A 20,333-nucleotide genomic window follows, 5' to 3' on the forward strand; every position below is an offset into this window, starting at 1 on the left:
TGCGGCCGGCCCTCGAAGGCGGAGCGCTCCGGGTCCGCACGCGTACACCACGTCCGAGCTTGACGACGGAGAAAAGCCATGCCTCATCATTATAGCTCTTGCTATATCACTGAGGCCTCGGTTTCATGTCACGCTTGTCCTATATCGGCATCCGGATCCTCGGTGCGGCGTCGCTCGGCCTGGGAGCGCCGGGGGCCGGAGCCGAGGAGATCGCGCTCGACGAGATCTCCGTGGCGGCCGCTTCGCCGGTGGCGGGCGCGGGGACGGGCGGAGGAACAAGCGGCCCGGGGCGCGTCCCGCTCGGGGTGCTGCCGGTCGTGACGGACGCGTTCTCGTCCGTGACGGTGGTGCCGGCGAGCGAGCTGATCCGGTCGCAGCCGACCTCCCTCGGCGACGCCCTGTTCGACAAGCCCGGCCTCTCGGCCTCGACCTTCGCGCCGGGCTCCGCCTCGCGCCCGATCGTCCGCGGCCTCGACAACAACCGGGTGCGGATCCAGGAGAACGGCACCGGCGTGCAGGACGTGTCCGATCTCGGCGAGGACCACGCCGTGCCGATCAACCCCCTGGTCAACGACCGCATCGAGGTCATCCGGGGTCCGGCGGCCTTGCGCTACGGCAGCCAGGCGGTCGGCGGCGTCGTCTCGGCCGAGAACAACCGCATCCCGACCTTCATCCCGCCGTCGGGGCTCGCCGGCCGGGTCACCACGGGCCTCTCCAGCGTCGATGGCGGCCGCAACGCCGCCGCGACGCTGGACGCGGGCGCCGGCACCGTCGCGGTCCACGCCGACGGCTTCCGCAGCGAGGCCGGCAGCTACGGCACGCCGCTCGGCCGCCAGCGCAACTCGGCGGCGACCTCGCAGGGCGGCGCCGTCGGCGTCTCGCACGTGTTCGAGCGCGGCTTCGTCGGCCTGTCGTTCAGCCACTACGACGCGCTCTACGGGATCCCGGGCGTCGCCTCGGCGGCGCGCCGCACCCGCCTCGACCCGGTGCAGGACAAGCTCCAGGCCCGCGGCGAGTACCGGCCGCTCGAGGGCCCGTTCGCGGCCGTGCGGTTCTGGCTCGGCGGCGCCAATTACCGGCACGACGAGATCGGCCTCGGCGAGGACGGGATCGACGGCGTCCAGGCCACGTTCAAGAACCGCGAGGCGGAGGGGCGGATCGAGTTCCAGCACGTGCCGGTCGAGACCCCGTTCGGGGTGCTCACCGGCACGCTCGGCCTCCAGTCGGACCGGCGCAAGCTCGGCATCTCGGGGGCGGAGGGCGGCCTGCTGCGGCCGACCGAGACCCGGACCAACGCCGCCACCCTGTTCGAGGAGCTGGCGCTCGCCGGCGGCCTGCGGCTGCAGGCGGCGGGGCGGGTCGAGGGCAGCCGGGTGGCCGGCGTCGCCGCGATCTTCCCGCCGGGCCTCCTCCCCTCCGGCCCGGGCGACGAGCCGGAGGAGTTCGCCCGCCGCCGCCGCTTCGCCCCGAAGAGCGTGAGCCTCGGGGCGCTGCAGGACCTCCCCTTCGGCTTCGTGGCGAGCCTGACCGGCTCCTCCGTCGAGCGCGCGCCGGTCGCCGCCGAGCTGTTCTCGCGCGGCGCACACGACGCCCCCGCCACCTTCGAGATCGGCGATCCGAACCTGAAGCTCGAGCGCGCCCGCACGCTCGAGGCCGGCCTGCGCCGCGCCGAGGGGCCGTTGCGCCTCGACGCCACGGCCTACGTCACCCGCTACGCGGGATTCGTCGCCAAGCGGCTCACCGGGTTCACCTGCGGGGCGACCTTCGACACCTGCGGCCCCGACGGCGGCGACCTGCGGCAGGTGGTCTACAGCCAGGCCGACGCGACCTTCCGCGGCGCCGAGATCGCCGGCCAGCTCGACCTCGTCCCGGTCGGCGACGGTTTCCTGGGGGTGAGCGCCCAGTACGACTTCGTCCGGGCGCGGTTCGACGACGGCACGAACGTGCCGCGGATCCCGCCCCACCGGATCGGCGGCGGCCTCTACCTGCGCTCGGGCGCCTGGTACGCCGCCGTGACCCTGCTGCACGCCTTCGCGCAGACCCGGACGGCGCCGCTCGAGACGGCGACGCCCGGCTACGACGACCTGAAGGCGGAGGTCGCCTATACGCGGCCCCTCGACCCGGCGGCCTACGGCGCGAGCGAGGTCACGCTGGGCCTGCGCGGCACCAACCTCCTCGACGACGTCATCCGCAACGCCGCCTCGTTCAAGAAGGACGAGGTCGTCCTCCCCGGGCGGAACCTGCGGGTGTTCCTGACGGCGCGGTTCTGAGGCTCGGTCCGGTCCCGCGCGCCTCTCAGATCAGGTGGACCGCGTGCGGGGCGAACAGCCCGATCGCCAGCATGGCGATGCCGGCGATCCCGAGCGCCCCGCCGGCGAAGCCGAGGGCGGCGATGCCGGTGATGACCTGGGCCGAGGCGAGCACGATGCCGATCTGGAAGGCGGCGGAGCCGAGCTCGTAATGGTGGTAGCGGGCGAGGGAGAGGTCGCGCTTCTCCTCGGCCTTCTTGGCCTTGGCGGCGAGTTCCTTGCGGCCGTCGCCGGAGGCCGGGTCGGATTCCCAGCGGGCCATGGTCCTGGCCCATTCCTCGACCTGCTTCTTGACCGCCTCCGGGGCGGCGCCCTGTTCGAGGGCGATCTCCTCGCTGGCGGTCTTCAGCACCGTGGCGCGGATGGTGCGGGCCTGGAAATAGGCCCAGAGGTTCGAGGATTCGACGTTGGCGCCGAGCGCGTCGGTCTGCGCGCTCTTCGCCAGGGTCTCGCCGAGGGCGAGGAACAGCGCCAGGACCGAGATCAGCAGCGCGATCTTCTTGTTGGAGCCGTCGACGGCTCCGTGACCACCCGACATCGTCGTCTCTCCGAAAAAAACTGTCGCGACGGTCCTGCCCGTCGCCCCATCTCGCGAAACCCTGCGACAGGGCGAAGAACAGCCGCACCGGGCCCGCGCGGCGAATCGGCGGCGCCCGCGCCTTCATAGCCGGGCCGCAGCGCCGCGCCAGCCCCCGCTTGCGGCGCAGGGGAAGACCGGGCACCCCTTCGCGACGGCCCCGCTCGAAGAGACGTCCCCTGATGCCGCACGCCCGCCACCTCCTGCCGCTGCTCGCCTGCCTCGCCGTGACCCAGCCCGCCCGCGCCGCGGGACCGGACTGGCCCGACACCTACCTGTCCCGGGTCGAGGCCGTGGCGGTGGTGCAGAGCCTCAACGCCGCCCTGCTCGCGAGCCGCAGCGCCACCGCGACGCTGGAAGGCTGGTGCGCCGCCCACCGCATGGCCGAGGCGCCGCGCCTCGTCGCCCGGCTGGAGCGGGGCGTCGACAAGCCGGCCGGCCCGGAGACCCGCAAGCGCCTCGCGGTCGGGCCCGACGAGCCCCTGCGCTACCGCCGGGTGCGCCTCGCCTGCGGCGACCACGTCCTGTCGGAGGCCGACAACTGGTACGTGCCCGCCCGCCTCACCCCGGAGATGAACCGGGTGCTGGAGACCACCGACACGCCGTTCGGCCGCGCGGTCTCGTCGCTCGGCACCACCCGCCAGACCGTCGGCGCCGAGCCGCACTGGCAGCCCCTGCCCGAGGGCTGGGACCAGGCGCCGCCGCCCGCCCCGGCCTGCGGAAGGCTGGCCGTACCCGAGCACCTGTTCAGCCACCGCGCGGTGCTGTTCACGGGCGAGCGGCAACCCTTCTCGGAGGTGGTCGAGACCTACACGAGCAGGGTTCTCGACTTCGCCCGCGCCCCGCGCCCGGCCGATCCGGCCTGCCCGAAGCCCTGACGTCCCGTCCGGGCCTTTCCCCCGACAGGCAGCAGAGTTGCATGGCGGGCAGGAACCCGGATGCCCCCGATCTGTATGCTCAGGCCGGACCGGCACGGTGAACCGACCGGCCGGGCCGGATGAGGACGACCGACGCGGATGGACGCCACGCTGACCCTGCTCGACCTCTGCGGCGCGGTCGCGCTGCTGCTCTGGGGCATCCACATGGTGCAGACCGGGGTGCAGCGCGCGCTCGGCCCCAACCTGCGCCGCCTGCTCGGGGTGGCGCTCGGCAACCGGGTGAAGGCGCTGGCGGCGGGCCTCGGCGTCACGGCGCTGCTCCAGAGCAGCACCGCGACCGGCCTGATGGTGGCCTCCTTTGCGGGGGCCGGGCTAGTGGCGGTGGTGCCGGCGCTCGCCGTGATGCTCGGCGCGAATGTCGGCACCACGCTCATCGTGCAGGCCCTGTCCTTCGACGTCGCCCGGGCGGCCCCGGTCCTGGTGCTGGTCGGCGTGATCCTGTTCCGCCGCGGCTCCGAGCCGCGCACCCGCGACCTCGGCCGGGCGGCGATCGGCCTCGGGCTGATGCTGATGGCGCTCTCGCGCCTCGTCGAGGTGATCACGCCCTACGAGGACGTGCCGGCCCTGCGGGTGCTGCTCGGGGCCGTCGCGACCGACCGGCTGATCGCCCTGACGATCGGCGCGGTGCTCACCTGGGCGGCGCATTCGAGCGTCGCGATCGTGCTCCTGGTGATGTCGTTCACGCAAGGAGGCGTGCTGCCGCTCGAGGCCGGGATGGCGCTGGTGCTGGGAGCCAATCTCGGCTCGGCCCTCAACCCGGTGCTGGAGGGATCTCGCGACGGCGAGGCGGCGGGGCGCCGGGTGGCGCTCGGCAACCTCCTCACCCGGAGTCTCGGCTGCGCGGTCGCCCTGCCCTGCCTCGGGCTGATCGGCCCGCACCTCGTGACCTGGCAGCCCGACCTGTCGCGGGCGGTGGCCGATTTCCACACTGCCTTCAACCTCGTCCTCGCCGTAGTCTTCCTGCCGCTCCTCACCCCCGTCGCGGCCCTGCTGCGCCGGCTGGTGCCGGAGCGGATCGACGCGCACGACCCGGGCAGGCCGATCCACCTCGACGAGGCGGCGCTGGAGACGCCGCCGGTGGCGCTCGGCGCGGCCGGCCGCGAGGCCCTGCGGATGGCCGACGTGCTGGCCGAGATGATGGCGGGCGCCGGCGAGGCGCTCACCGGCGGCGACCGGGCCAAGGTGGCGCAGATCCGCCGGATGGACGACACGCTCGACCGGCTCAACGCCGCGATCAAGGCCTACCTCGTGCGCCTCGACCCCGAGGCCGCGAGCGAGGACGACGAGCGCCGGATCGCCGCCCTCCTCGCCTTCACCACCAACCTGGAGCATGCCGGCGACATCCTCTCGCGCAACGTGATGACCCACGCGGCCAAGCGCCTGAAGCGCGGGCTGACCTTCTCGGCCGAGGGCGAGGCGGAGGTGGGGGCGCTGCTGGCGCGGCTCCAGGCCAATCTCGGCGCGGCGGGCGCCGCCTTCCTGACCGAGGACCCCCGCGCCGCGCGCCGCCTCGCCGACGAGAAGGCGGTGTTCCGCGATCTCGAGGCGCGGGCGACCGAGGGCCATTTCCGCCGCCTGCGCGAGGCCGGATCCGCCGCCGGCCCCGTCCCGGCCGAGGCCGCCGCGCTCTATCCCGACCTCGTGCGCGACCTGAAGCGGGTCAACGACCACCTCGTCGCCGGCGCCGCCTACCCGATCCTGGAGAGCCGGGGCGCCCTGCGGTCGAGCCGCCTCGAGGCGCCGTGACCGGAGGCCTTCACCGGGGCGCCGGCGCCGCCGCGATCCCGGCGAGGTGCCGCGCCGCCGCCTCGACCGCCCCGCGCTCGACGGCGCGGTAGCCGGCGATCAGGCGCTCGCCGGGCGGCGCCGCCACTCGTGCCCGTCGCCGAGATCGGGCCGTGGGCGGCGATGGCCTCGAGCAGGCGTGATCTTGCCCGGCCCGACCCGGATACCGGGCGCGAGGTCGAGGCGGATGCTGAGCGTGAGCGTGGTGCCGGCCTTGCGGGCCGTAGGAGGCCGCGCCGGTGCGCGGCCCCGCTCCCGCCCTCCGCCCATAGCGCCCAGGCCCCGCCGCGTCGTCCCTTCGTCGATCTGACAGGTCAGCCTTGACAGACTGACATGTCAGTAGGAAGCTCGCGGGAGGGAGACGGCTCGGATGAAGCAGCGCGACCAGGCCTACGACGCCTTCGTCCGGCACCTGCTCGACGGGCACCTGGCGCCGGGCTCCTTCGTGACGCAGCGCGAGCTGGTGGCGCTCACCGGCCTGCCGCTCGGCGCGGTGCGCGAGATGATCCCGCGGCTCGAGGCCGACGGGCTGCTCTCGACCCTGCCGCAGCGCGGGTTGCAGGTCGCCGCGGTCGACCTGCGGCTGGTGCAGGAGGCGTTCCAGCTCCGGGAGATCGTCGAGGCCGCGGCGGTGGCGCATTTCGCCCGCACGGCGCCGGCCGCCCTGGTGGCCGCCCACCGGGCCGCGCACGACCGCGTCAGCGCGCAGGCCGAGGGCGGCATCACCGGGGCGCTGATCGCCGAGGCGCAGGCGATCGACTGGGGGTTTCACGACGCGATCGTCGCCCATCTGGGCAACGGCCTCGTCTCCGAGATCCACCGGGTCAACCTCGTCCGCATCCGAGTCATCCTGCGGAGCCGCATCGCGCTCTCGCCCGAGGTGCTGCCCCCCGCCTTCGCCGAGCACGCGGCGATCCTGGCCGCGGTGGAGCACCGCGACCCCGAGGCCGCGACGGCGGCCCTGCGCCGCCATCTCGAGACCTCGCGCCGCCGGGCGCTGGGGCTCGGCGCCGAGCCGGGCACGGGCGAACCGCCCTCGCCTCTCGATTCCCACGGGCGCGGAGCGCCCCCGTCCCTCGATTCCCACGGGCGCGGAGCGCCCTCCTCCCTCGATTCGGACCGGCGCGGAGCGCCCTCTCGGAGAACCCCATGACCAACGCCATCACGGGCCTGTGGGTCGCCCTCGCCACGCCCCTCGACGAGCGCGGCGCCGTCGATCACGGCGCCCTCGTACGCCACGTCCGGTTCCTGATGGAGCGGGGTTGCGACGGCGTGGTGCCGTTCGGGACCACCGGCGAGGGCACCTCGTTCTCGGGCCCCGAGCGCCTCGCCGCGGTGGAGGCGCTGCTCGCCGCCGGCATTCCGGCGTCGCGGATCGGGCTCGGGGTCGGGATGCCGGCTATACCCGACGCGGTCGCCCTCACCAGGGCGGCCCTCTCGCTCGGCCTCGTCCACGCCCTGGTGCTGCCGCCGTACTTCTACCGCGACGCGACCGAGGCCGGGCTCGTCGCCGCCTTCGCGGCCATTCTCGACGGCGTCGGCGACGACCGCCTGCGGGCGACGCTCTACCACATCCCGCAGACCTCCGGCGTCGCCTTGCCGCCGACCGCGGTCGCCACCCTGCGGGCGCGCTACGGCCGGCTCGTCGCCGGCGTGAAGGACAGCTCGGGCGACTTCGCCCAGTTCCGGGCGTTCCGGGCCGCGGCGCCGGAGGTCGCGGTCTGCGTCGGCAACGAGGCGGATATCGGCCGGGCGCTCGCCGAGGGCGGCGTCGGCACGATCTGCGGCATGGCGAACCTCGCGCCCGACCTGGTGCGGGCGATGTTCTCCGATCCCGCCGCCGAAGGCCCGATGCGGGCGGCGATCGGCCTGATCCGCGGCCCGTTCGTCCCGGTGCTCAAATCCGCGGTCGCGGCGACGACCGGCGAGGCCGCTTTCGGCCGGGTGCGCGCGCCGCTGGTCGCGGCCGAGCCGGAGACCGGGCGGCGCATCGCGGCCGAGATCGCCGGCCTCTCCCGCGCCGCGGCGGCCTGAGATAGACCGGCGACGATCGAGACGAGCGGCGGTTCCGCGTCGCCGCGGGAGGAGAGAAGCATGACGGCGCGACCGGAGGAGAGCCGCGGCGAGGCGGCAGCGGGGGACCTTTCGGCCTCCCGCTCGGCCGGCCTCTTGGCAGCCCTCGTGGCGGAACTGGGCGCGACGGCGGTCCTCTCCGGGCCCGAGCGGCCGGCCCGCAACGCGTCCGACTGGAGCACGCTCGGGGCGCAGGCGCCGCTGGCGGTGGTGCGGCCCGCCACCACCGAGGCGGTCGCCGCCGCGATGCGGATCTGCGCCGCGCACGGGGTGCCGGTGGTACCGCAGGGCGGCCTCACCGGCCTGTGCGGCGGCGCCCGGCCGCTCCCCGGTTCGGTGGCGCTGTCCCTCGAACGCATGACCGGGATCGAGGCGATCGACCCGGCCTCCGCCACCATGACGGTCCGGGCCGGCACGCCGCTCCAGACGGTGCAGGAGGCCGCGGACGCGGCGGGCTTCCTGGTGCCCCTCGACCTCGGGGCGCGGGGCTCCTGCGCCATCGGCGGCAACGCCTCGACCAATGCCGGCGGCAACCGGGTCATCCGCTACGGCATGACCCGCGAGATGATCCTCGGCCTCGAGGTGGTGCTGCCCGACGGCGGCACGATCACCGCCCTCAACACGATGATCAAGAACAACGCCGGCTACGACCTCAAGCACCTGTTCATCGGCGCGGAGGGCACGCTGGGCATCATCACCCGGCTGGTGCTGCGGCTGTTCCCGAAGCCCGCCTGCACCATGGCCGCCCTCTGCGCCCTGCCCGACTACGAATCCGTGGTCGGCCTGCTCGCCGCGGCCCGGAGCGGCCTCGGCCCGATGCTGTCGGCCTTCGAGGTGATGTGGCCGGATTACTGGGAGACGGTCGGCGCGATGCCGGGCGTGCGGGTGCCGCTGCCGCAAGGCCACGCCGCCTACTGCCTGGTCGAGGCACAGGGCACCGACGAGGCCTACGACGCGCCGCGCTTCCAGGCCTGGCTCGAACGGCAGGCCGAGGCGGGGCTCCTCGCCGACGCGGTCGTGTCCCGCTCGGTGGCGGACGTGAGGACCTTCTGGGGCGTGCGCGACGCCTGCTCGGAATTCCCGCACGTGCTCGGGCCGCACGAGCCCTTCGACATCGGCCTGCCGGTGGCGGCGATGGACGCGTACGTGCGGGCCTGCAAGGCGGCGCTCGCCGAGCGCGTGCCCGGCGCCTTCGCGCTGTTCTACGGCCATATCGGCGACGGCAACCTCCACATCGTCGCCGGGCTGAGGGGCGCCGATCCCCAGCCCAAGGACGCGGTCCAGGAGGTGGTCTACGGCCTGGTGCGGGAATTCGGCGGCACGGTCTCGGCCGAGCACGGCATCGGCCTGACCAAGAAGCCGTGGCTCGGCCACGTCCGCTCGGAGGCCGAGATCGCCCTGATGCGGCGCCTCAAGGCGGCGCTCGACCCGGACGGGATGCTGAATCCCGGCAAGGTCGTGTGAGCGGAGTGGTCCCGTGATGGTCTGCTTCGCCTCCCTCGACGCCGACCTCGTCGTCCGGATGCCCGAGATCCCGCGCGCCGGCAGACGCCGCTGGCCGACGGCCTCAGCCTGCAGGCGGGCGGCAAGGGCGCGAACCGGGCGGTCGCCGCGGCCCGGGACGGAGCGGAGGTCGCGATAGGCGGCGCCGTCGGCGGCGATCCCCTCGCCGAGGTCCCGCTGGCGGACCTGCGCGAGGCGGGCGCCGATAACCGGCCGGGTGCGCCGGGTCGCGGCGGCGACGGGCTGCGCCTCGATCTGGATCGACCCGCGGAGGTGCAACCGCATCGCGGTGGCGCTCGGCGCGAATGCCGAAGCCCGGGCCGATCAGGTCGAGGAGGCATGCCTGTCGCGGGCGACGTCGCTGCTCCCGCAGATGGAGGTCGACCCGACCGAGACCGCCGTCCTCCTGCGGCGCGCGGCATCGTCAATCTCGCCCCGCCTTGCCGCTCGCCCTCGAGACCCTGCGGCTCGCCGGCCTCCTCGTCGTCAACGAGGACGAGGCGGAGGCGACCGCCGCCCGGCTCGGCTGCGCGGCGGAGGCCACCCTGCACGCGGCGCTCGGCCTCGACGTGGTGCGCACCCTCGGCGAGGCCAGCTCGGAGGCGGCGACGGCGGAGGGCGCCTGGCAGCTGCCCGCCCGGGCGGTCACGGCGATCGACACCACGGCGGCGGCGGATTGCTTCGTCGGCGTGCCGGCGGCGATCCTCGACCGCGGCGCGCCTCCGCGCGCGGCGATGGAGCGGGCGAGCGTCGCGGCCGCCCTCGCCTGCGCGCGGCCGGGCAGCCAGGCGAGCCTGCCCCGGCGCGCCGAGGCCGACCGCGCCGCAGGGGCCTGAGATCCCGGTCAGACCGGGGTGACCGTCGGGTCGGCCCGGACCGGGAAGGCGGCCTCGCGCGCCCTGACGAGGGCGACGACTGTGTCGTTGACCGGGGTCGGGACGCCGCATCGCCGCCCCAGGCGCGGGATCGACCCGTTGATCGCCTCGACCTCGCCGGGGCGCCCGGCCCGGTGGTCGAGCAGCATCGAGGGCCGCGCCTCCGGGATCTTGCCGCCGAGCCGCCGGATGTGCTCGACCGGGTCGCCGACCTCGAGGGTCACGCCCAGCGCCGCCGCGACCGCGATCGCCTCCTCGGCGCAGGCCCGCGCCACGCGCCAGGCGTCGGGATCGGCCATCACCCCGCCGATGGTGAGGCCCGTGAGCGTCGTGGTGCCCGAGAAGGTGACGTTCATGATCAGCTTCTCCCACACCATCCGGCCGAGATCGGTGAACAGGCTGACCTTGAACCCGGCCGATTCCCAGACCGCCGCCGAGGCCTCCAGCCGCTCGCGGGGCAGCCCCGCGAAGGCGCCGAAGCGGATCATCTCGAGGCCGTTGTGGTGGGCGTGGCCCGGCCCGCGCATCGAGGCGCCGAAGCCGCCGACCACCCCGACGGCGATCCGGTCGGGATCGATCGAGGCCGCGGCGGTCTCGGGCGAGCCGAGCCCGTTCTGGATGGTCTGGACCACGGTCCCGGGCCCGATCAGGGGAGCGCAGGCGGCGGCGGCCGCCGCGACGTCGAAGGCCTTGGTGGCGATGATGACGAGGTCGCAGGGGCCGATCCCCGCGGTCGTCGTGCCGGCGCCGGCGAGCCGCACGGTCCGGTCGCCGCTCGCGCCCTCGACCCGCAGGCCCCGCTCGCGCATCGCCGCGGCGTGGTCGGCCCAGAGCGTGACGGCGTGAACGTCGTGGCCCGCCGAGGCCATCAGCGCCGCGTAGACCGAGCCCATGGCTCCGCACCCGACGATCGCGACCTTCGCCATCTCGCCCCCTCCTCCCCCGGAGGGCGTCGCTCGGTCCGGCGCGCCCGCCTCGTCGGCCTGGCGACCCCGGTAGGGCTCGAACCTACGACCTGCCGCTTAGAAGGCGGCTGCTCTATCCAGCTGAGCTACGGGGCCTGGCCGGACCTCGACCTATCAGGACCCTCGTCGCCCGTCCACGAGAGACTCGCCGCAGGGGCGTTTTCCGCTCCCGCGGAGGGCCCGGCCCGCCCGTATCCGAGGGACGGGAGAGGACCGCGAACGCGGCGGGCTCGAGGGTGCCTGTCTCGGTTCCCGAGCCCGCGCCGGGGCTCGCCGGGGGGCCGAATGCCCGCCCGGAGGCCCGCCCGGAGGCCCGCCGTCACGGCCAGACGGGTGCGCCGTCCAGCCCCGCGGTCTCCGGCAGGCCGCAGATCAGGTTCGCATTCTGCACAGCCTGGCCGGCCGCCCCCTTGCCGAGATTGTCGACCACGCCCATCGCGATCACCAGATTGCGCTCCGGATCGGCCGCGTAGCCGACGAAGGCGAGGTTCGAGCCGGTCGCCCATTTGGTCTGCGGCGGCCTGTCGGTCACGCGGACGAAGGCCCGCCCGGCATAGAAGCGGCGGGCGGCATCCAGGCACTGGTCCGTGCTGGCGCGGTCGCGGCCGCGGCCGCGGCCGCGGCAGTAGATGGTGGCGAGGATGCCCCGGGTCATCGGGACCAGGTGCGGCGTGAACACCAGCCCGGCCGCGCTGCCGCCGCTCAGCCGCTCGATCGTCGTCTCGATCTCGGGCACGTGGACGTGCCTGAGCAGGCCGTAGGGCACCAGGTTCTCGTTGCTCTCGGCGTAGCCGAACCGGCTGTCGCCGCCGCCCCGGCCGGCACCGGAGATGCCGGTCTTGGCGTCGATCACGATGTTGCCGGGCTCGATCAGCCCCTCGGCCAGCAGCGGCGCCAGGGCGGTCAGCGTCGCCGCGGGGAAGCAGCCGGGATTGGCGACCCGGGTCCGGCCCGCGATCCGGTCCGGCCAGACATCGGCCAGGCCGTACGCCCAGCCCTCGGCGTAGCGGTGGTCGCCGCCGATGTCGACGATCCTCACGTCCGCGGGGACGCGCGCCAGCGCCTCGGCCGAGGTGCCGGTGGGCAGCGACGCGAACAGGACGTCGAGCTTCGGCAGGGTCGCGGGATCCCACCTCTCGATCACCAGGTCGGCGAGCCCGGCCGGCGCGCCGGGGAAACGGTCCGCCAGGCGGCTGCCGGCGCTGCCCTCGCCCGCGGCGTAGACGAGGTCGAAGGACGGGTGGCTCGCGATCAGGCGCATCGCCTCGCCGCCGCCGAAACCGCTGATGCCGACGATGCCGACGCGTATGCTCATGGTGGTGTCCGTCCGAGGTTCGGGCAAAAGAAAACCCCCGGAGCCGGGGGCTGCGGGGGTTCGGGAATGCGGGCCGGACGCTCCGGTGCGTGAGACCTACGATGAGGCCGTCACGACGCGGAAAGGACGCTGATCGACGCGCAGCCGAAGAACCGCCGCTCGAGGGCAGCGGCATCGGCGTCGATCGCGAAGGGTCCGGGTCCTGGTCATGTCCCGCGACACTGTCGCCGTCTCGCCTCACCGTCAAGCCGGGACTTCCGCCCGGGAGTTCCGCGAGCGGCCCCGGGCGGACCCCGAACGGTCGAGCCGGCACACCTCACCCCCGCCGGCGCCTGTCCGCCGCCACGAGGCACAGGAGCTCGAACAGCACCTGAGCGGCGCATTGCGCCGTGTTGCTGGTCGGGTCGTATTGCGGCGCCACCTCGACGACGTCGCCGCCGACCACGTTCACGCCGGCGAGCCCCCGCAGCAGCGCCAGCACCTCGCGGGGCGTGAGCCCGCCCATCTCGGGGGTGCCGGTGCCGGGCGCGAAGCCGGGATCGAGGCTGTCGACGTCGAAGGAGAGGTAGGTCGGCCCGTCGCCCGCGACCTCGCGGGCCCGCGCGATCACCGCCGGCAGGCCGAGCTCGGCCACCTCCTCGGCGTGGATCACCGTCATGCCGGAGACGTAAGAGAACTCCCACAGGTACTCGGCGCCGCCCCGGATGCCGATCTGGATCGTGCGCGCGGGATCGAGCACGCCGTCGAGCACCGCCTGGCGGAACGGGCCGCCGTGGTGGAACTTCGAGCCCTCGTAGACGCCGCCGGTGTCGCAATGGGCGTCGATGTGGATCATGCCGACCGGGCGCGAGGCGCCGACCGCCCGCAGGGTCGCGCGGCTGATCGAGTGGTCGCCCCCGACGGCGAGCGGCACGACGCCCGCCTTCACCACGGTCGCGAAGAACGCCTCGATGTCCTCGTGGCAGCTCTCGAGGGAGAAGCGGCTGCGGAACGGCACGTCGCCGATATCCGCCGCCTTCAGCTCCGCCGCCGGGGTGATGCGCAGCACGTGCTCGTAGGGGCCGATGCGCTCCACCGCCCGCACCGCCCGGGGGCCGTGCCGGGCGCCGGCCCGGTTGGTGACGCCGAGATCCATCGGCACGCCGATCAGCGCCACATCGAGCCCGCCGAAATCCGGCAGGGTCGCGGCCTCGGGGCGGAACGGCAGGTCGAGGAAGGTCGCGGGGTCGGCGAAGGGCCACTTGCGCCGGTCGCTCTCGCTGAATTGCTGCGCCGCCGCCTCGGCGAAATCCGGGTCGTCGATGTCGCCGCCGGTCGCATCGAGGTAGCGGGCGCGCAGGGCTGCGAGCTTGTCCTGGTCCATGGCGGCTCCGGGATCGAAGGCCCGCCGGGCGTCGAGCCCGCGGGCGCGGCACTCGGGGGGGTTCGGCCTCGTGCGAGAGGCCCGGCGCGCCCGGCGTGCCCTCGGCCCGCGCCACCCGGCCGCGACAAGAGCGCAGCCCGGCCATGCTGGCAAGCCCCTGTCCCGGCGGGCGGCGACGGTCCAGGAAGCCGGCCGGGACTCCGGTCGGCCCCGTCTGCGCCGGACATCGCCCCGTGTTCGAGATCGAGGCCGCCACGCATGGGCGACACGCCCCCCGACGTCCCTCCGCGCCCGGCCCCCGGACCGGCCTGAACGGCGACACGATGCGCTTTCCCCTGGCGCCGGCCTGGCCGGGCGTCTGGCTGCTCGCCGGCGCCCACCTCCTCGCCTTCGCGGACCGGTTCATCGCCGCCCTGGTCGCCCCGGCGATCAAGGCCGACCTGCGCCTGAGCGACTTCGAGGTCGGCCTGGTGCAGGGCACCGCCTTCGTGGCCGCCTACGCCGTCGCCTCGCTGCTCGCCGGCCCGGTGGTCGACCGCGTCCACCGCCCGCGCCTGATCGCCGCCGGGATCCTGGTCTGGAGCCTCGCCTCACTGGCCTGCGGACTGGCGACCGATCTGGCCGAGCTGATCCTCGCCCGCCTCGGCCTCGGCCTCGGCCAGGCCGTCCTCACCCCGGCCGCCCTCGCGCTCATCGCCGCGCGCCAGCCGCGGGACCAGGTCGGGCGCGGCGTCTCGCTCTACACCGCCGGCGCCGTCCTGGGGCGCGGCACGGCCCTGGTCCTGGGCGGCGGGCTCCTGGCGCTGCTGCCGGCGACCGTGGCCCTGGGGTCCGGGACACCGGTCGCGGCCTGGCGGGTGCTCTTCCTCCTCAGCGTCCTGCCGAACCTCGTCCTGGCGATCCTGCTCCTGCGGACGGGCGATCCCGGCCGCGAGGGCCCGCGCCCGCCCCCGCGGGCGCGCCTCGGGCCGTGGCTCGCCCGGCATGCCGGGCGCTACGCCGCCATGACGGTCGCGGGTGCGGCCGTCACCCTGGTGGTCCAGACCACCAACGCCTGGGCGGTGACGCTGCTCGTGCGCCGGTTCGGCCTGCCCCTGTCCTCGGCCGGGATGCTGTTCGGGCTCGTCGTGGCACTCGCGACGCCGTTGGGTCAGGTCACCGGCGGGCGCCTGCTCGACCGCGCGGGACGCGGCGGCCTGCCCGGCGGGCGGCTGCTCCTCGGCTCGCTCGTCGGCACGCTGCCGCTCGCGGCTCTCGTCTGCCTGACCGACAGCCTCGCCCTCGGGCTCGCCGCCCTCGCGGCCCTGGTGTTCGGGTTGGGGCTCGGGTCGGTCGCGACGCTCGCGGGCCTGCAGATCATGACGCCGCGCGCGCTGCGCGGCCGCGTCACCGCCCCGTTCATGGCCTGCATCACGCTCGCGGGCTTCGGCCTCGGCCCCCCGCTCGTCGGCCTCCTGGCCGACCGGGTCTTCGGCGAGGCCGGGCTCGGCCAGGCCCTGCTGGCGACCAGCCTGCTCGCCTACGGCACGGGCCTCGTTGCCCTTCTGCTCGGCAGCCGCTACGTCATGCACGACCGGATCACGCACGACGCGAGCAGGCGGGTGCGGACCGGCCGCTGAGCGGCCCGCGAGCGCGATGGACACGATCACCCTCAGCCCGGGCTCTCCGGGCCGCGCCGACGAGGCCGCCTTCGAGGCCTACCGGGCGCTCTACAGCGGCGGCGCCGATGTCGACCGCCTCGGCGGCTCGCTGCGGACCGAGGTGATCGCCCACCGGCTGCCCCGGATGCTGCTCTTCGACCGCCGCCTCGCCGGCGTGTCGCATGCCCGCGGCCCCCGCCGGGTCGCCCGCGACGGCTTCGACCACGTCACGGTCCACGTCGTCCTCTCCGGCACCATGATGCTGGAGGTGCCCGACACCGTCCGGCGGGTCGAGGCCGGGAGCCTGGCCCTGTTCGACCTCACCCGGCCGCAGCGCACCTGGACCGAGGGGGCGCGCATCGTCACCGCGGCGGTCGCCCGCGACCGCCTCGACGCCGGAGCGCTCGGCGGCCTCGACCTGCACGGCCTGGTCCTCGGCCCGCGCGAGGCGGGGCTGGTGATCGATTTCGCGCGCTCGCTCGCCACGCACGCGGCCGCCCTGACGCCGGACCTCGCCGGCATCGCGGCCGATTCGCTGAGCCTGATGCTCGGCGCGACGTTGGCCTCCCTGCGCGGCCGGCACGCAGCGGCGGCCTCGCCCCTGGCGGCCGGGCGCGCCCGCGCGCGGGTCCTCGCCTACGTCGAGCAGCATCTCGGGGACCGCGACTTGAGCGCCGCGACGATCGCGGCCGGGGCCGGCCTGTCGCGCAGCACGCTCTATCGCTTGTTCGAACCCGCGGGCGGCGTCGCCCGGTTCGTGCAGCAGCAGCGCGTGACCCGGCTGCGCCGCGCCCTCTCGCGGACCGACGACGACCGCTCGCTCGACGAGATCGCGACGGCGACCGGGTTCTCCTCGCCGAGCCATGCCGGCCGGTCGTTCCGCAACGCCTTCGGTGTTCCGCCGGGCGAGTATCGCCGCGGCGCGCGCGCCGGGGCCGCGCCGCGCAACCTCGTCGCCGCGGATCCGCCGGCCGGCCTCGCGGCCTGGCACGGCGAGCTTCTCTGAGGCCCCGCGCCCGGCGCGTTCGGCCCCCGCCGACGGCGCCGGAACGGGTCCGGGTCACGGCAGACCGGATCGCCGCCCCGGGCGCGAGGCCCGGGACGATCCGGCTCAAGGCGTCAGACGCCGCGCGAGCGCCCGCGCTTGGCCGCCTTGGTCTCGGCGGGCTTCGACTCGGCGACCGGCGCCTTCACCACCGCGTCGGACGCGGCGCGCTTGGCTGCCGCCGCGACGTTGCGGCCCCGGCCCAGCCCGATGCTCTTGGCGAGCTCGGAGCGCTGGGCGGCGTAGTTGGCCGCAACCATCGGGTAGTCGTGCGGCAGGCCCCACTTGCGGCGGTACTCCTCGGGGGTGAGCCCGCGGGTCGACAGGTGGCGCTTGAGCGACTTGTACTGACGGCCGTCCTCGAGGCTGATCAGGTAGTCCGGGGTCACCGTCTTCTTGATCGGCATCAGCGGCACGGGCTTCTCGGCCTCCTTGGCGGCGGGCTGGCCGAGGGAGACGAACGCGCTGTGCACGGTGCCGATCAGGCCGGCCAGGTCGGCGGCGGGGACGGAATTGTTGGCGACGTAGGCGGACACGACGTCGGCGGCGAGGGCGACGAAATCGACCTCCTGGACCAGATCTTCTTGCGACACGGATATTCGTCCTAATTTTACGCACCCGTTTGACGGGCATGAACCCGATATCGGGCATCGGGCCGCGGTTTCAACCCACCGTCGCGGCGTCACCCCTGAATTTCCCACAGATGCTTTTGATAATCGTGCAAGCTTCCCGTCGCGCAACGGCTTCATGCGGGGCACGGAGATTCCCCCAAGCCTTGCGCAGGTCGAGCGCTCATCGACCGCCAACTCTGCGACGAAGGTCGCATGGCGGTATCGCGCGCGGCGAAATGAGCGCAAAACGCTCAGGTGACGACGGAGCACGGCGCGATATGCGACGAACGGCCCTTTCCCCGGCCCCGGACTTGCCATAACGCCGAAGCACGAACGGCGAGCCTCGCATGCCCTTCAACTCCCTGCCGTTCCTGCTCCTGTTCCTGCCGGTGGCGCTCGGGCTGCACGCCGTCTGCATCGCCCGCCGGCCGGGCTGGCGCGTCGCCTGGCTCGCCGCCCTCTCCTTCGCCTTCTACGGCTGGTGGGACCTGCGCTTCGTGCCGCTGCTCGCGGCTTCCGTGGCGGTCAACTGGCTCGCCGGCGAGGTCTGGCGCCGCACCGGCCGCGACGGCGTCCTGGCCGCCGCGGTCGTCCTCGATCTCGGGCTGCTCGGCCTGTTCAAGTATCTCGGCTTCTTCGCCGGCCTCGTCGACGCGGTCGCGGGCGCGGACCTCGCCTTCGTCTCGCTGGCGCTGCCGCTCGGCATCTCGTTCTTCACCTTCCAGCACGTCGCCTACCTGGTCGACCTGCGGCGCGGCCATGCCGAGCGGATGACGCTCCTCGAATACGCGGTCACCGTCGCCTTCTTCCCCCGGGTGATCGCCGGTCCACTGGTGCGGCCGGGCGAGTTCCTGGGCCAGCTGCGCGGGCCCGAGCCGGTTTCCGCCGATCGCGCCGCCCGCGGTGTGATGCTGCTGACCGCCGGCCTCGCCAAGAAGGTGTTTCTCGGCGACGGGCTCGGCACCTTCGTCGATCCGGTCTGGGCCGCCGCGGCGGCGGGCGGGCAGCCGGACTTCGCCGCGGCGATGCAGGCGGCGGTCGGCTACGCCCTCCAGCTCTACTTCGACTTCTCGGGCTACACCGACATGGCGCTCGGCCTCGCGCTCCTGTTCGGCATCGTCCTGCCCGAGAATTTCCGGGCGCCGTACCGGGCGGTCTCGATCCAGGATTTCTGGCGGCGCTGGCACATCACCCTGTCGTCGTTCCTGCGCGACTACCTCTACATCCCGTTCGGCGGCAGCCGGCACGGGCTGGCGCGCCAGCTCCTGGCGCTCTTCGCCACCATGGCGCTCGGCGGGCTGTGGCACGGGGCGGGGCTGACCTTCGTCGCCTGGGGCGCGGCGCACGGGATCGCGCTCGGCCTGCACGTGCTGTGGCGCCGGGCCGGCCTCTCCATGCCGGAGATCGCGGGCCTTGTCGCGACCCTCACCTTCGTCTGCCTCGCCTGGGTGCCGTTCCGGGCGCCGGACTTCGCCACCGCGCTCGCGGTCTATCGCGGGCTCCTCGGCCTCGGCACCGACGCGGCGGACGGCTCGGCCGCGTTCTGGCCCCTCGCCGCCGGCGCCGCGGCCCTGGCGATCCTCGGCCCCACCGCCCGCGAGGCGGTGGAACGCCTGGTGCCGCGCCCTTGGGCCGCCGCCGCCACCGCCCTGGTGCTCGCCGCGATCCTGCTCCAGGTCGGCAACGACGCCAACCAGGCCTTCATCTATGCCCGCTTCTGAGGCCGCCTCCCGCCGCTTCCTCGCCCTGACGGCGGGGGTCCTGGCGGTCCTCGTCGCCGGGGTGGCGGGACGCGTGATCGGGTTCGACGCCTACTGGATCTTTCGCGAGGACCCGCCCTGGCGGCAGGCGACCGACGGCAACAGCCGCCTCCTCGACCGCCAGACCCGCCGGGCCAAGGTGCTGCAGGCGCTGACGCGCCCCTACGACCTCGCGCTGATCGGCAGCTCGACGGTCTATCACGGCCTCGACCCCGCGGACGTCACGGCCCTCGCCCCGGGCCGCGTGTTCAATGCCGGCATCTCGGCGATCATCGCCACGGAACTGCCGGTGATCGCCGCAATCGTCGCCTCGCGGGCGCCCGCCCGGGCGGCCATCGGGCTCGACTACTACATGTTCTCGCGCCCCGGCGTGCCGGTCCACCTCGACGAGAGCCTCGCCACCCCGAGCGGCCGCCTCGCCGCGCTGATGGGCAGCGTGCTCGGCCGCTACGCGCTGGCCGACAGCCGGCTGTCCGCGGTCGCGGGCGGGGACGATCCGGGATCCTGGACGAGGGCCGGCTTTCGCGTCACCCCGCCCCTGCCGGCGGCCCTGACCCTCGAGAACGACGCCACGCGCCGGCGCACCACCGCGCCGTTCCGGCCCGAGACCCTGGCGGGCCTCGACCTCGCCCTCGCCCGCCTCTCCGGCCTCGACCTGACGGTCTACCTCTCGCCGGTGAGCGACGCGCAGAGGCGGGTGCTCGCCGATCTCGGGCTGACCGACGACTTTTCGCGATGGCGCGACGCGGTGATGCGGCTCTGCGCCGCCCGCGGCCGGCCGGCCCTCGACCTCACCGGGCTCGGGGCGCCCTATCCGTTCGACCCCGCCAAGGGCTCGACCGCCGCCTGGCTCGACAACCTGCACTACACGCCGCTGATCGGCCGTCAGGTGCTGGAGCGGCTGGGGTTGCGGCGGGAGCTGCGTTGAGCGCCGCCCGGCTCCCCGCCCCGCCGGCGAAGGCCTCCGGCCTCAAGCGCCACCGCGCCGTCCTGGCGCGCCTCGCCGCCGGCGTCTCGCCGGAGGCGGTGGCGCTCGGCGATTCGCTCGTCGCCGGCTGGCCCGAATCCGATCTCACGGCCGCGACCGGCCTCGCCGCGCTCAATCTCGGCCTGCCCGGCGACCGGGTGCAGACCACCCGCTGGCGCCTGTCCGCCATGGCCGCCTTCGCCCTCCGGCCGCGCCTCGCTCTCCTGATGGTCGCCACCAACAGCTTCGCCGATCGCGACGATTGCGAGACGATCACCGCCGGCCTCGCGGCCCTCGTTGCGGAGCTGCGCGCCGCCTGGACGCCGCCGGCGATCGTCCTCGCCACCGTGCCGTGGCGCGAGGCTCCGCCCGGGCGGCGCGAGGCGGACAGGCTCGCGCTGAACGCCGCCCTCGGCGCCCTGGCGCGGGCGGAATCCCTGCTTCTCCTCGATTGCGACGCGGCACTCGGTCCCGACCCCGCCACTGGCCTCGAGCCCGACCGGCTCCATCTCAACCCGCACGGCTACGCCGCCCTGAGCGGCGCCCTCGCAGGCGCCCTGCGGGGCGGCTGACGCGCCGGCCCGCCGGCACCCGTCATCGGATCGTC

Annotated in this window: 17 protein-coding genes, 1 tRNA gene and 1 pseudogene; 13 read left to right on the plus strand and 6 right to left on the minus strand. The window is 74.7% G+C overall.

Annotated elements, in window-relative coordinates; genetic code table 11:
* The first annotated feature begins 125 nt into the window (after positions 1 to 125).
* A complete protein-coding gene (locus DK419_RS07515) occupies positions 126 to 2,270 on the plus strand; it encodes a TonB-dependent receptor (protein ID WP_109958532.1) in 2,145 nt (714 codons plus the stop codon).
* Positions 2,271 to 2,295: 25 nt separating this feature from the next.
* Here the strand turns inward: DK419_RS07515 and DK419_RS07520 are convergent, their stop codons facing one another.
* Positions 2,296 to 2,847, minus strand: coding sequence for a DUF4337 domain-containing protein (locus DK419_RS07520; protein ID WP_109958533.1), 552 nt, complete (start codon positions 2,845 to 2,847; stop codon positions 2,296 to 2,298).
* Positions 2,848 to 3,068: 221 nt separating this feature from the next.
* Between DK419_RS07520 and DK419_RS07525 the strand changes: the two genes are divergently transcribed.
* The 7 genes and pseudogenes from DK419_RS07525 (at position 3,069) to DK419_RS29380 (ending at position 10,021) form a co-directional block, all read left to right on the plus strand.
* The gene (locus DK419_RS07525; protein ID WP_109958534.1) at positions 3,069 to 3,764 is read left to right on the plus strand and encodes a hypothetical protein; all 696 of its coding nucleotides are present in this window, start codon (positions 3,069 to 3,071) and stop codon (positions 3,762 to 3,764) included.
* 138 nt (positions 3,765 to 3,902) lie between these two features.
* Positions 3,903 to 5,570, plus strand: coding sequence for a Na/Pi cotransporter family protein (locus DK419_RS07530; RefSeq protein WP_109958535.1), 1,668 nt, complete (start codon positions 3,903 to 3,905; stop codon positions 5,568 to 5,570).
* Positions 5,571 to 5,979: 409 nt separating this feature from the next.
* The gene (locus DK419_RS07535) at positions 5,980 to 6,762 is read left to right on the plus strand and encodes a GntR family transcriptional regulator (protein WP_109958536.1); all 783 of its coding nucleotides are present in this window, start codon (positions 5,980 to 5,982) and stop codon (positions 6,760 to 6,762) included.
* Positions 6,759 to 7,643: a dihydrodipicolinate synthase family protein gene (locus DK419_RS07540; RefSeq protein ID WP_109958537.1), complete on the plus strand. Its 885-nt coding sequence runs from the start codon at positions 6,759 to 6,761 to the stop codon at positions 7,641 to 7,643. The genes DK419_RS07535 and DK419_RS07540 overlap by 4 nt, the downstream gene beginning before the upstream one ends.
* Before the next feature lie 60 nt (positions 7,644 to 7,703).
* Entirely contained in the window at positions 7,704 to 9,146 is a 1,443-nt protein-coding gene (locus tag DK419_RS07545) for an FAD-binding oxidoreductase (protein ID WP_109958538.1), read from the plus strand.
* 108 nt (positions 9,147 to 9,254) lie between these two features.
* Positions 9,255 to 9,335, plus strand: a pseudogene (locus DK419_RS29970) (hypothetical protein); the annotation flags it as partial.
* Between the two features lie 290 nt (positions 9,336 to 9,625).
* A complete protein-coding gene (locus DK419_RS29380; RefSeq protein ID WP_245442864.1) occupies positions 9,626 to 10,021 on the plus strand; it encodes a PfkB family carbohydrate kinase in 396 nt (131 codons plus the stop codon).
* A gap of 8 nt (positions 10,022 to 10,029) precedes the next feature.
* Here DK419_RS29380 and DK419_RS07560 read toward each other — a convergent pair whose 3' ends face one another.
* The 4 genes from DK419_RS07560 to speB all read right to left on the minus strand — a co-directional run bounded on the left by DK419_RS07560 (position 10,030) and on the right by speB (position 13,703).
* A complete protein-coding gene (locus tag DK419_RS07560) occupies positions 10,030 to 10,986 on the minus strand; it encodes a ketopantoate reductase family protein (protein ID WP_109958540.1) in 957 nt (318 codons plus the stop codon).
* A 58-nt stretch (positions 10,987 to 11,044) separates the two neighbouring features.
* Positions 11,045 to 11,121: transfer RNA gene (locus DK419_RS07565), tRNA-Arg, on the minus strand.
* Positions 11,122 to 11,344: 223 nt separating this feature from the next.
* A complete protein-coding gene (argC, locus tag DK419_RS07570) occupies positions 11,345 to 12,340 on the minus strand; it encodes an N-acetyl-gamma-glutamyl-phosphate reductase (protein ID WP_109958541.1) in 996 nt (331 codons plus the stop codon).
* Positions 12,341 to 12,656: 316 nt separating this feature from the next.
* Entirely contained in the window at positions 12,657 to 13,703 is a 1,047-nt protein-coding gene (gene speB, locus DK419_RS07575) for an agmatinase (RefSeq protein WP_109958542.1), read from the minus strand.
* A 323-nt stretch (positions 13,704 to 14,026) separates the two neighbouring features.
* Between speB and DK419_RS07580 the strand changes: the two genes are divergently transcribed.
* The gene (locus tag DK419_RS07580; RefSeq protein WP_162561168.1) at positions 14,027 to 15,322 is read left to right on the plus strand and encodes an MFS transporter; all 1,296 of its coding nucleotides are present in this window, start codon (positions 14,027 to 14,029) and stop codon (positions 15,320 to 15,322) included.
* A gap of 16 nt (positions 15,323 to 15,338) precedes the next feature.
* A complete protein-coding gene (locus tag DK419_RS07585; RefSeq protein WP_109958544.1) occupies positions 15,339 to 16,349 on the plus strand; it encodes a helix-turn-helix domain-containing protein in 1,011 nt (336 codons plus the stop codon).
* Between the two features lie 113 nt (positions 16,350 to 16,462).
* Here DK419_RS07585 and DK419_RS07590 read toward each other — a convergent pair whose 3' ends face one another.
* Entirely contained in the window at positions 16,463 to 16,981 is a 519-nt protein-coding gene (locus DK419_RS07590) for a Ros/MucR family transcriptional regulator (RefSeq protein ID WP_245442865.1), read from the minus strand.
* A gap of 365 nt (positions 16,982 to 17,346) precedes the next feature.
* On the opposite strand from DK419_RS07590, the gene DK419_RS07595 reads away from it, so the two are divergent.
* From DK419_RS07595 to DK419_RS07605, 3 genes are read left to right on the plus strand one after another with little or no spacing between them, the layout of a single operon-like run.
* On the plus strand, positions 17,347 to 18,720 hold the full coding sequence (locus DK419_RS07595; RefSeq protein WP_109958546.1) for an MBOAT family O-acyltransferase: 1,374 nt from the start codon (positions 17,347 to 17,349) through the stop codon (positions 18,718 to 18,720).
* Positions 18,707 to 19,687, plus strand: a complete 981-nt coding sequence (locus tag DK419_RS07600; protein ID WP_109958547.1) for a hypothetical protein — start codon at positions 18,707 to 18,709, stop codon at positions 19,685 to 19,687. Before DK419_RS07595 ends, DK419_RS07600 begins: the two co-directional genes overlap by 14 nt.
* Positions 19,684 to 20,298: a GDSL-type esterase/lipase family protein gene (locus DK419_RS07605; protein ID WP_109958548.1), complete on the plus strand. Its 615-nt coding sequence runs from the start codon at positions 19,684 to 19,686 to the stop codon at positions 20,296 to 20,298. Before DK419_RS07600 ends, DK419_RS07605 begins: the two co-directional genes overlap by 4 nt.
* Positions 20,299 to 20,333: the final 35 nt, after the last annotated feature.

Source organism: Methylobacterium terrae (genome assembly GCF_003173755.1).
In the GTDB taxonomy this organism is placed as follows: Bacteria; Pseudomonadota; Alphaproteobacteria; order Rhizobiales; family Beijerinckiaceae; genus Methylobacterium; species Methylobacterium terrae.

What these genes read in the sequence shown, in the direction of transcription:
- DK419_RS07515 (WP_109958532.1), top strand. Translation starts at nt 126, where the DNA reads ATGTCACGCTTGTCCTATATCGGCATCCGGATCCTCGGTGCGGCGTCG.
- DK419_RS07520 (WP_109958533.1), bottom strand. Translation starts at nt 2,847, where the DNA reads ATGTCGGGTGGTCACGGAGCCGTCGACGGCTCCAACAAGAAGATCGCG.
- DK419_RS07525 (WP_109958534.1), top strand. Translation starts at nt 3,069, where the DNA reads ATGCCGCACGCCCGCCACCTCCTGCCGCTGCTCGCCTGCCTCGCCGTG.
- DK419_RS07530 (WP_109958535.1), top strand. Translation starts at nt 3,903, where the DNA reads ATGGACGCCACGCTGACCCTGCTCGACCTCTGCGGCGCGGTCGCGCTG.
- DK419_RS07535 (WP_109958536.1), top strand. Translation starts at nt 5,980, where the DNA reads ATGAAGCAGCGCGACCAGGCCTACGACGCCTTCGTCCGGCACCTGCTC.
- DK419_RS07540 (WP_109958537.1), top strand. Translation starts at nt 6,759, where the DNA reads ATGACCAACGCCATCACGGGCCTGTGGGTCGCCCTCGCCACGCCCCTC.
- DK419_RS07545 (WP_109958538.1), top strand. Translation starts at nt 7,704, where the DNA reads ATGACGGCGCGACCGGAGGAGAGCCGCGGCGAGGCGGCAGCGGGGGAC.
- DK419_RS07560 (WP_109958540.1), bottom strand. Translation starts at nt 10,986, where the DNA reads ATGGCGAAGGTCGCGATCGTCGGGTGCGGAGCCATGGGCTCGGTCTAC.
- argC (WP_109958541.1), bottom strand. Translation starts at nt 12,340, where the DNA reads ATGAGCATACGCGTCGGCATCGTCGGCATCAGCGGTTTCGGCGGCGGC.
- speB (WP_109958542.1), bottom strand. Translation starts at nt 13,703, where the DNA reads ATGGACCAGGACAAGCTCGCAGCCCTGCGCGCCCGCTACCTCGATGCG.
- DK419_RS07580 (WP_162561168.1), top strand. Translation starts at nt 14,027, where the DNA reads ATGCGCTTTCCCCTGGCGCCGGCCTGGCCGGGCGTCTGGCTGCTCGCC.
- DK419_RS07585 (WP_109958544.1), top strand. Translation starts at nt 15,339, where the DNA reads ATGGACACGATCACCCTCAGCCCGGGCTCTCCGGGCCGCGCCGACGAG.
- DK419_RS07595 (WP_109958546.1), top strand. Translation starts at nt 17,347, where the DNA reads ATGCCCTTCAACTCCCTGCCGTTCCTGCTCCTGTTCCTGCCGGTGGCG.
- DK419_RS07600 (WP_109958547.1), top strand. Translation starts at nt 18,707, where the DNA reads ATGCCCGCTTCTGAGGCCGCCTCCCGCCGCTTCCTCGCCCTGACGGCG.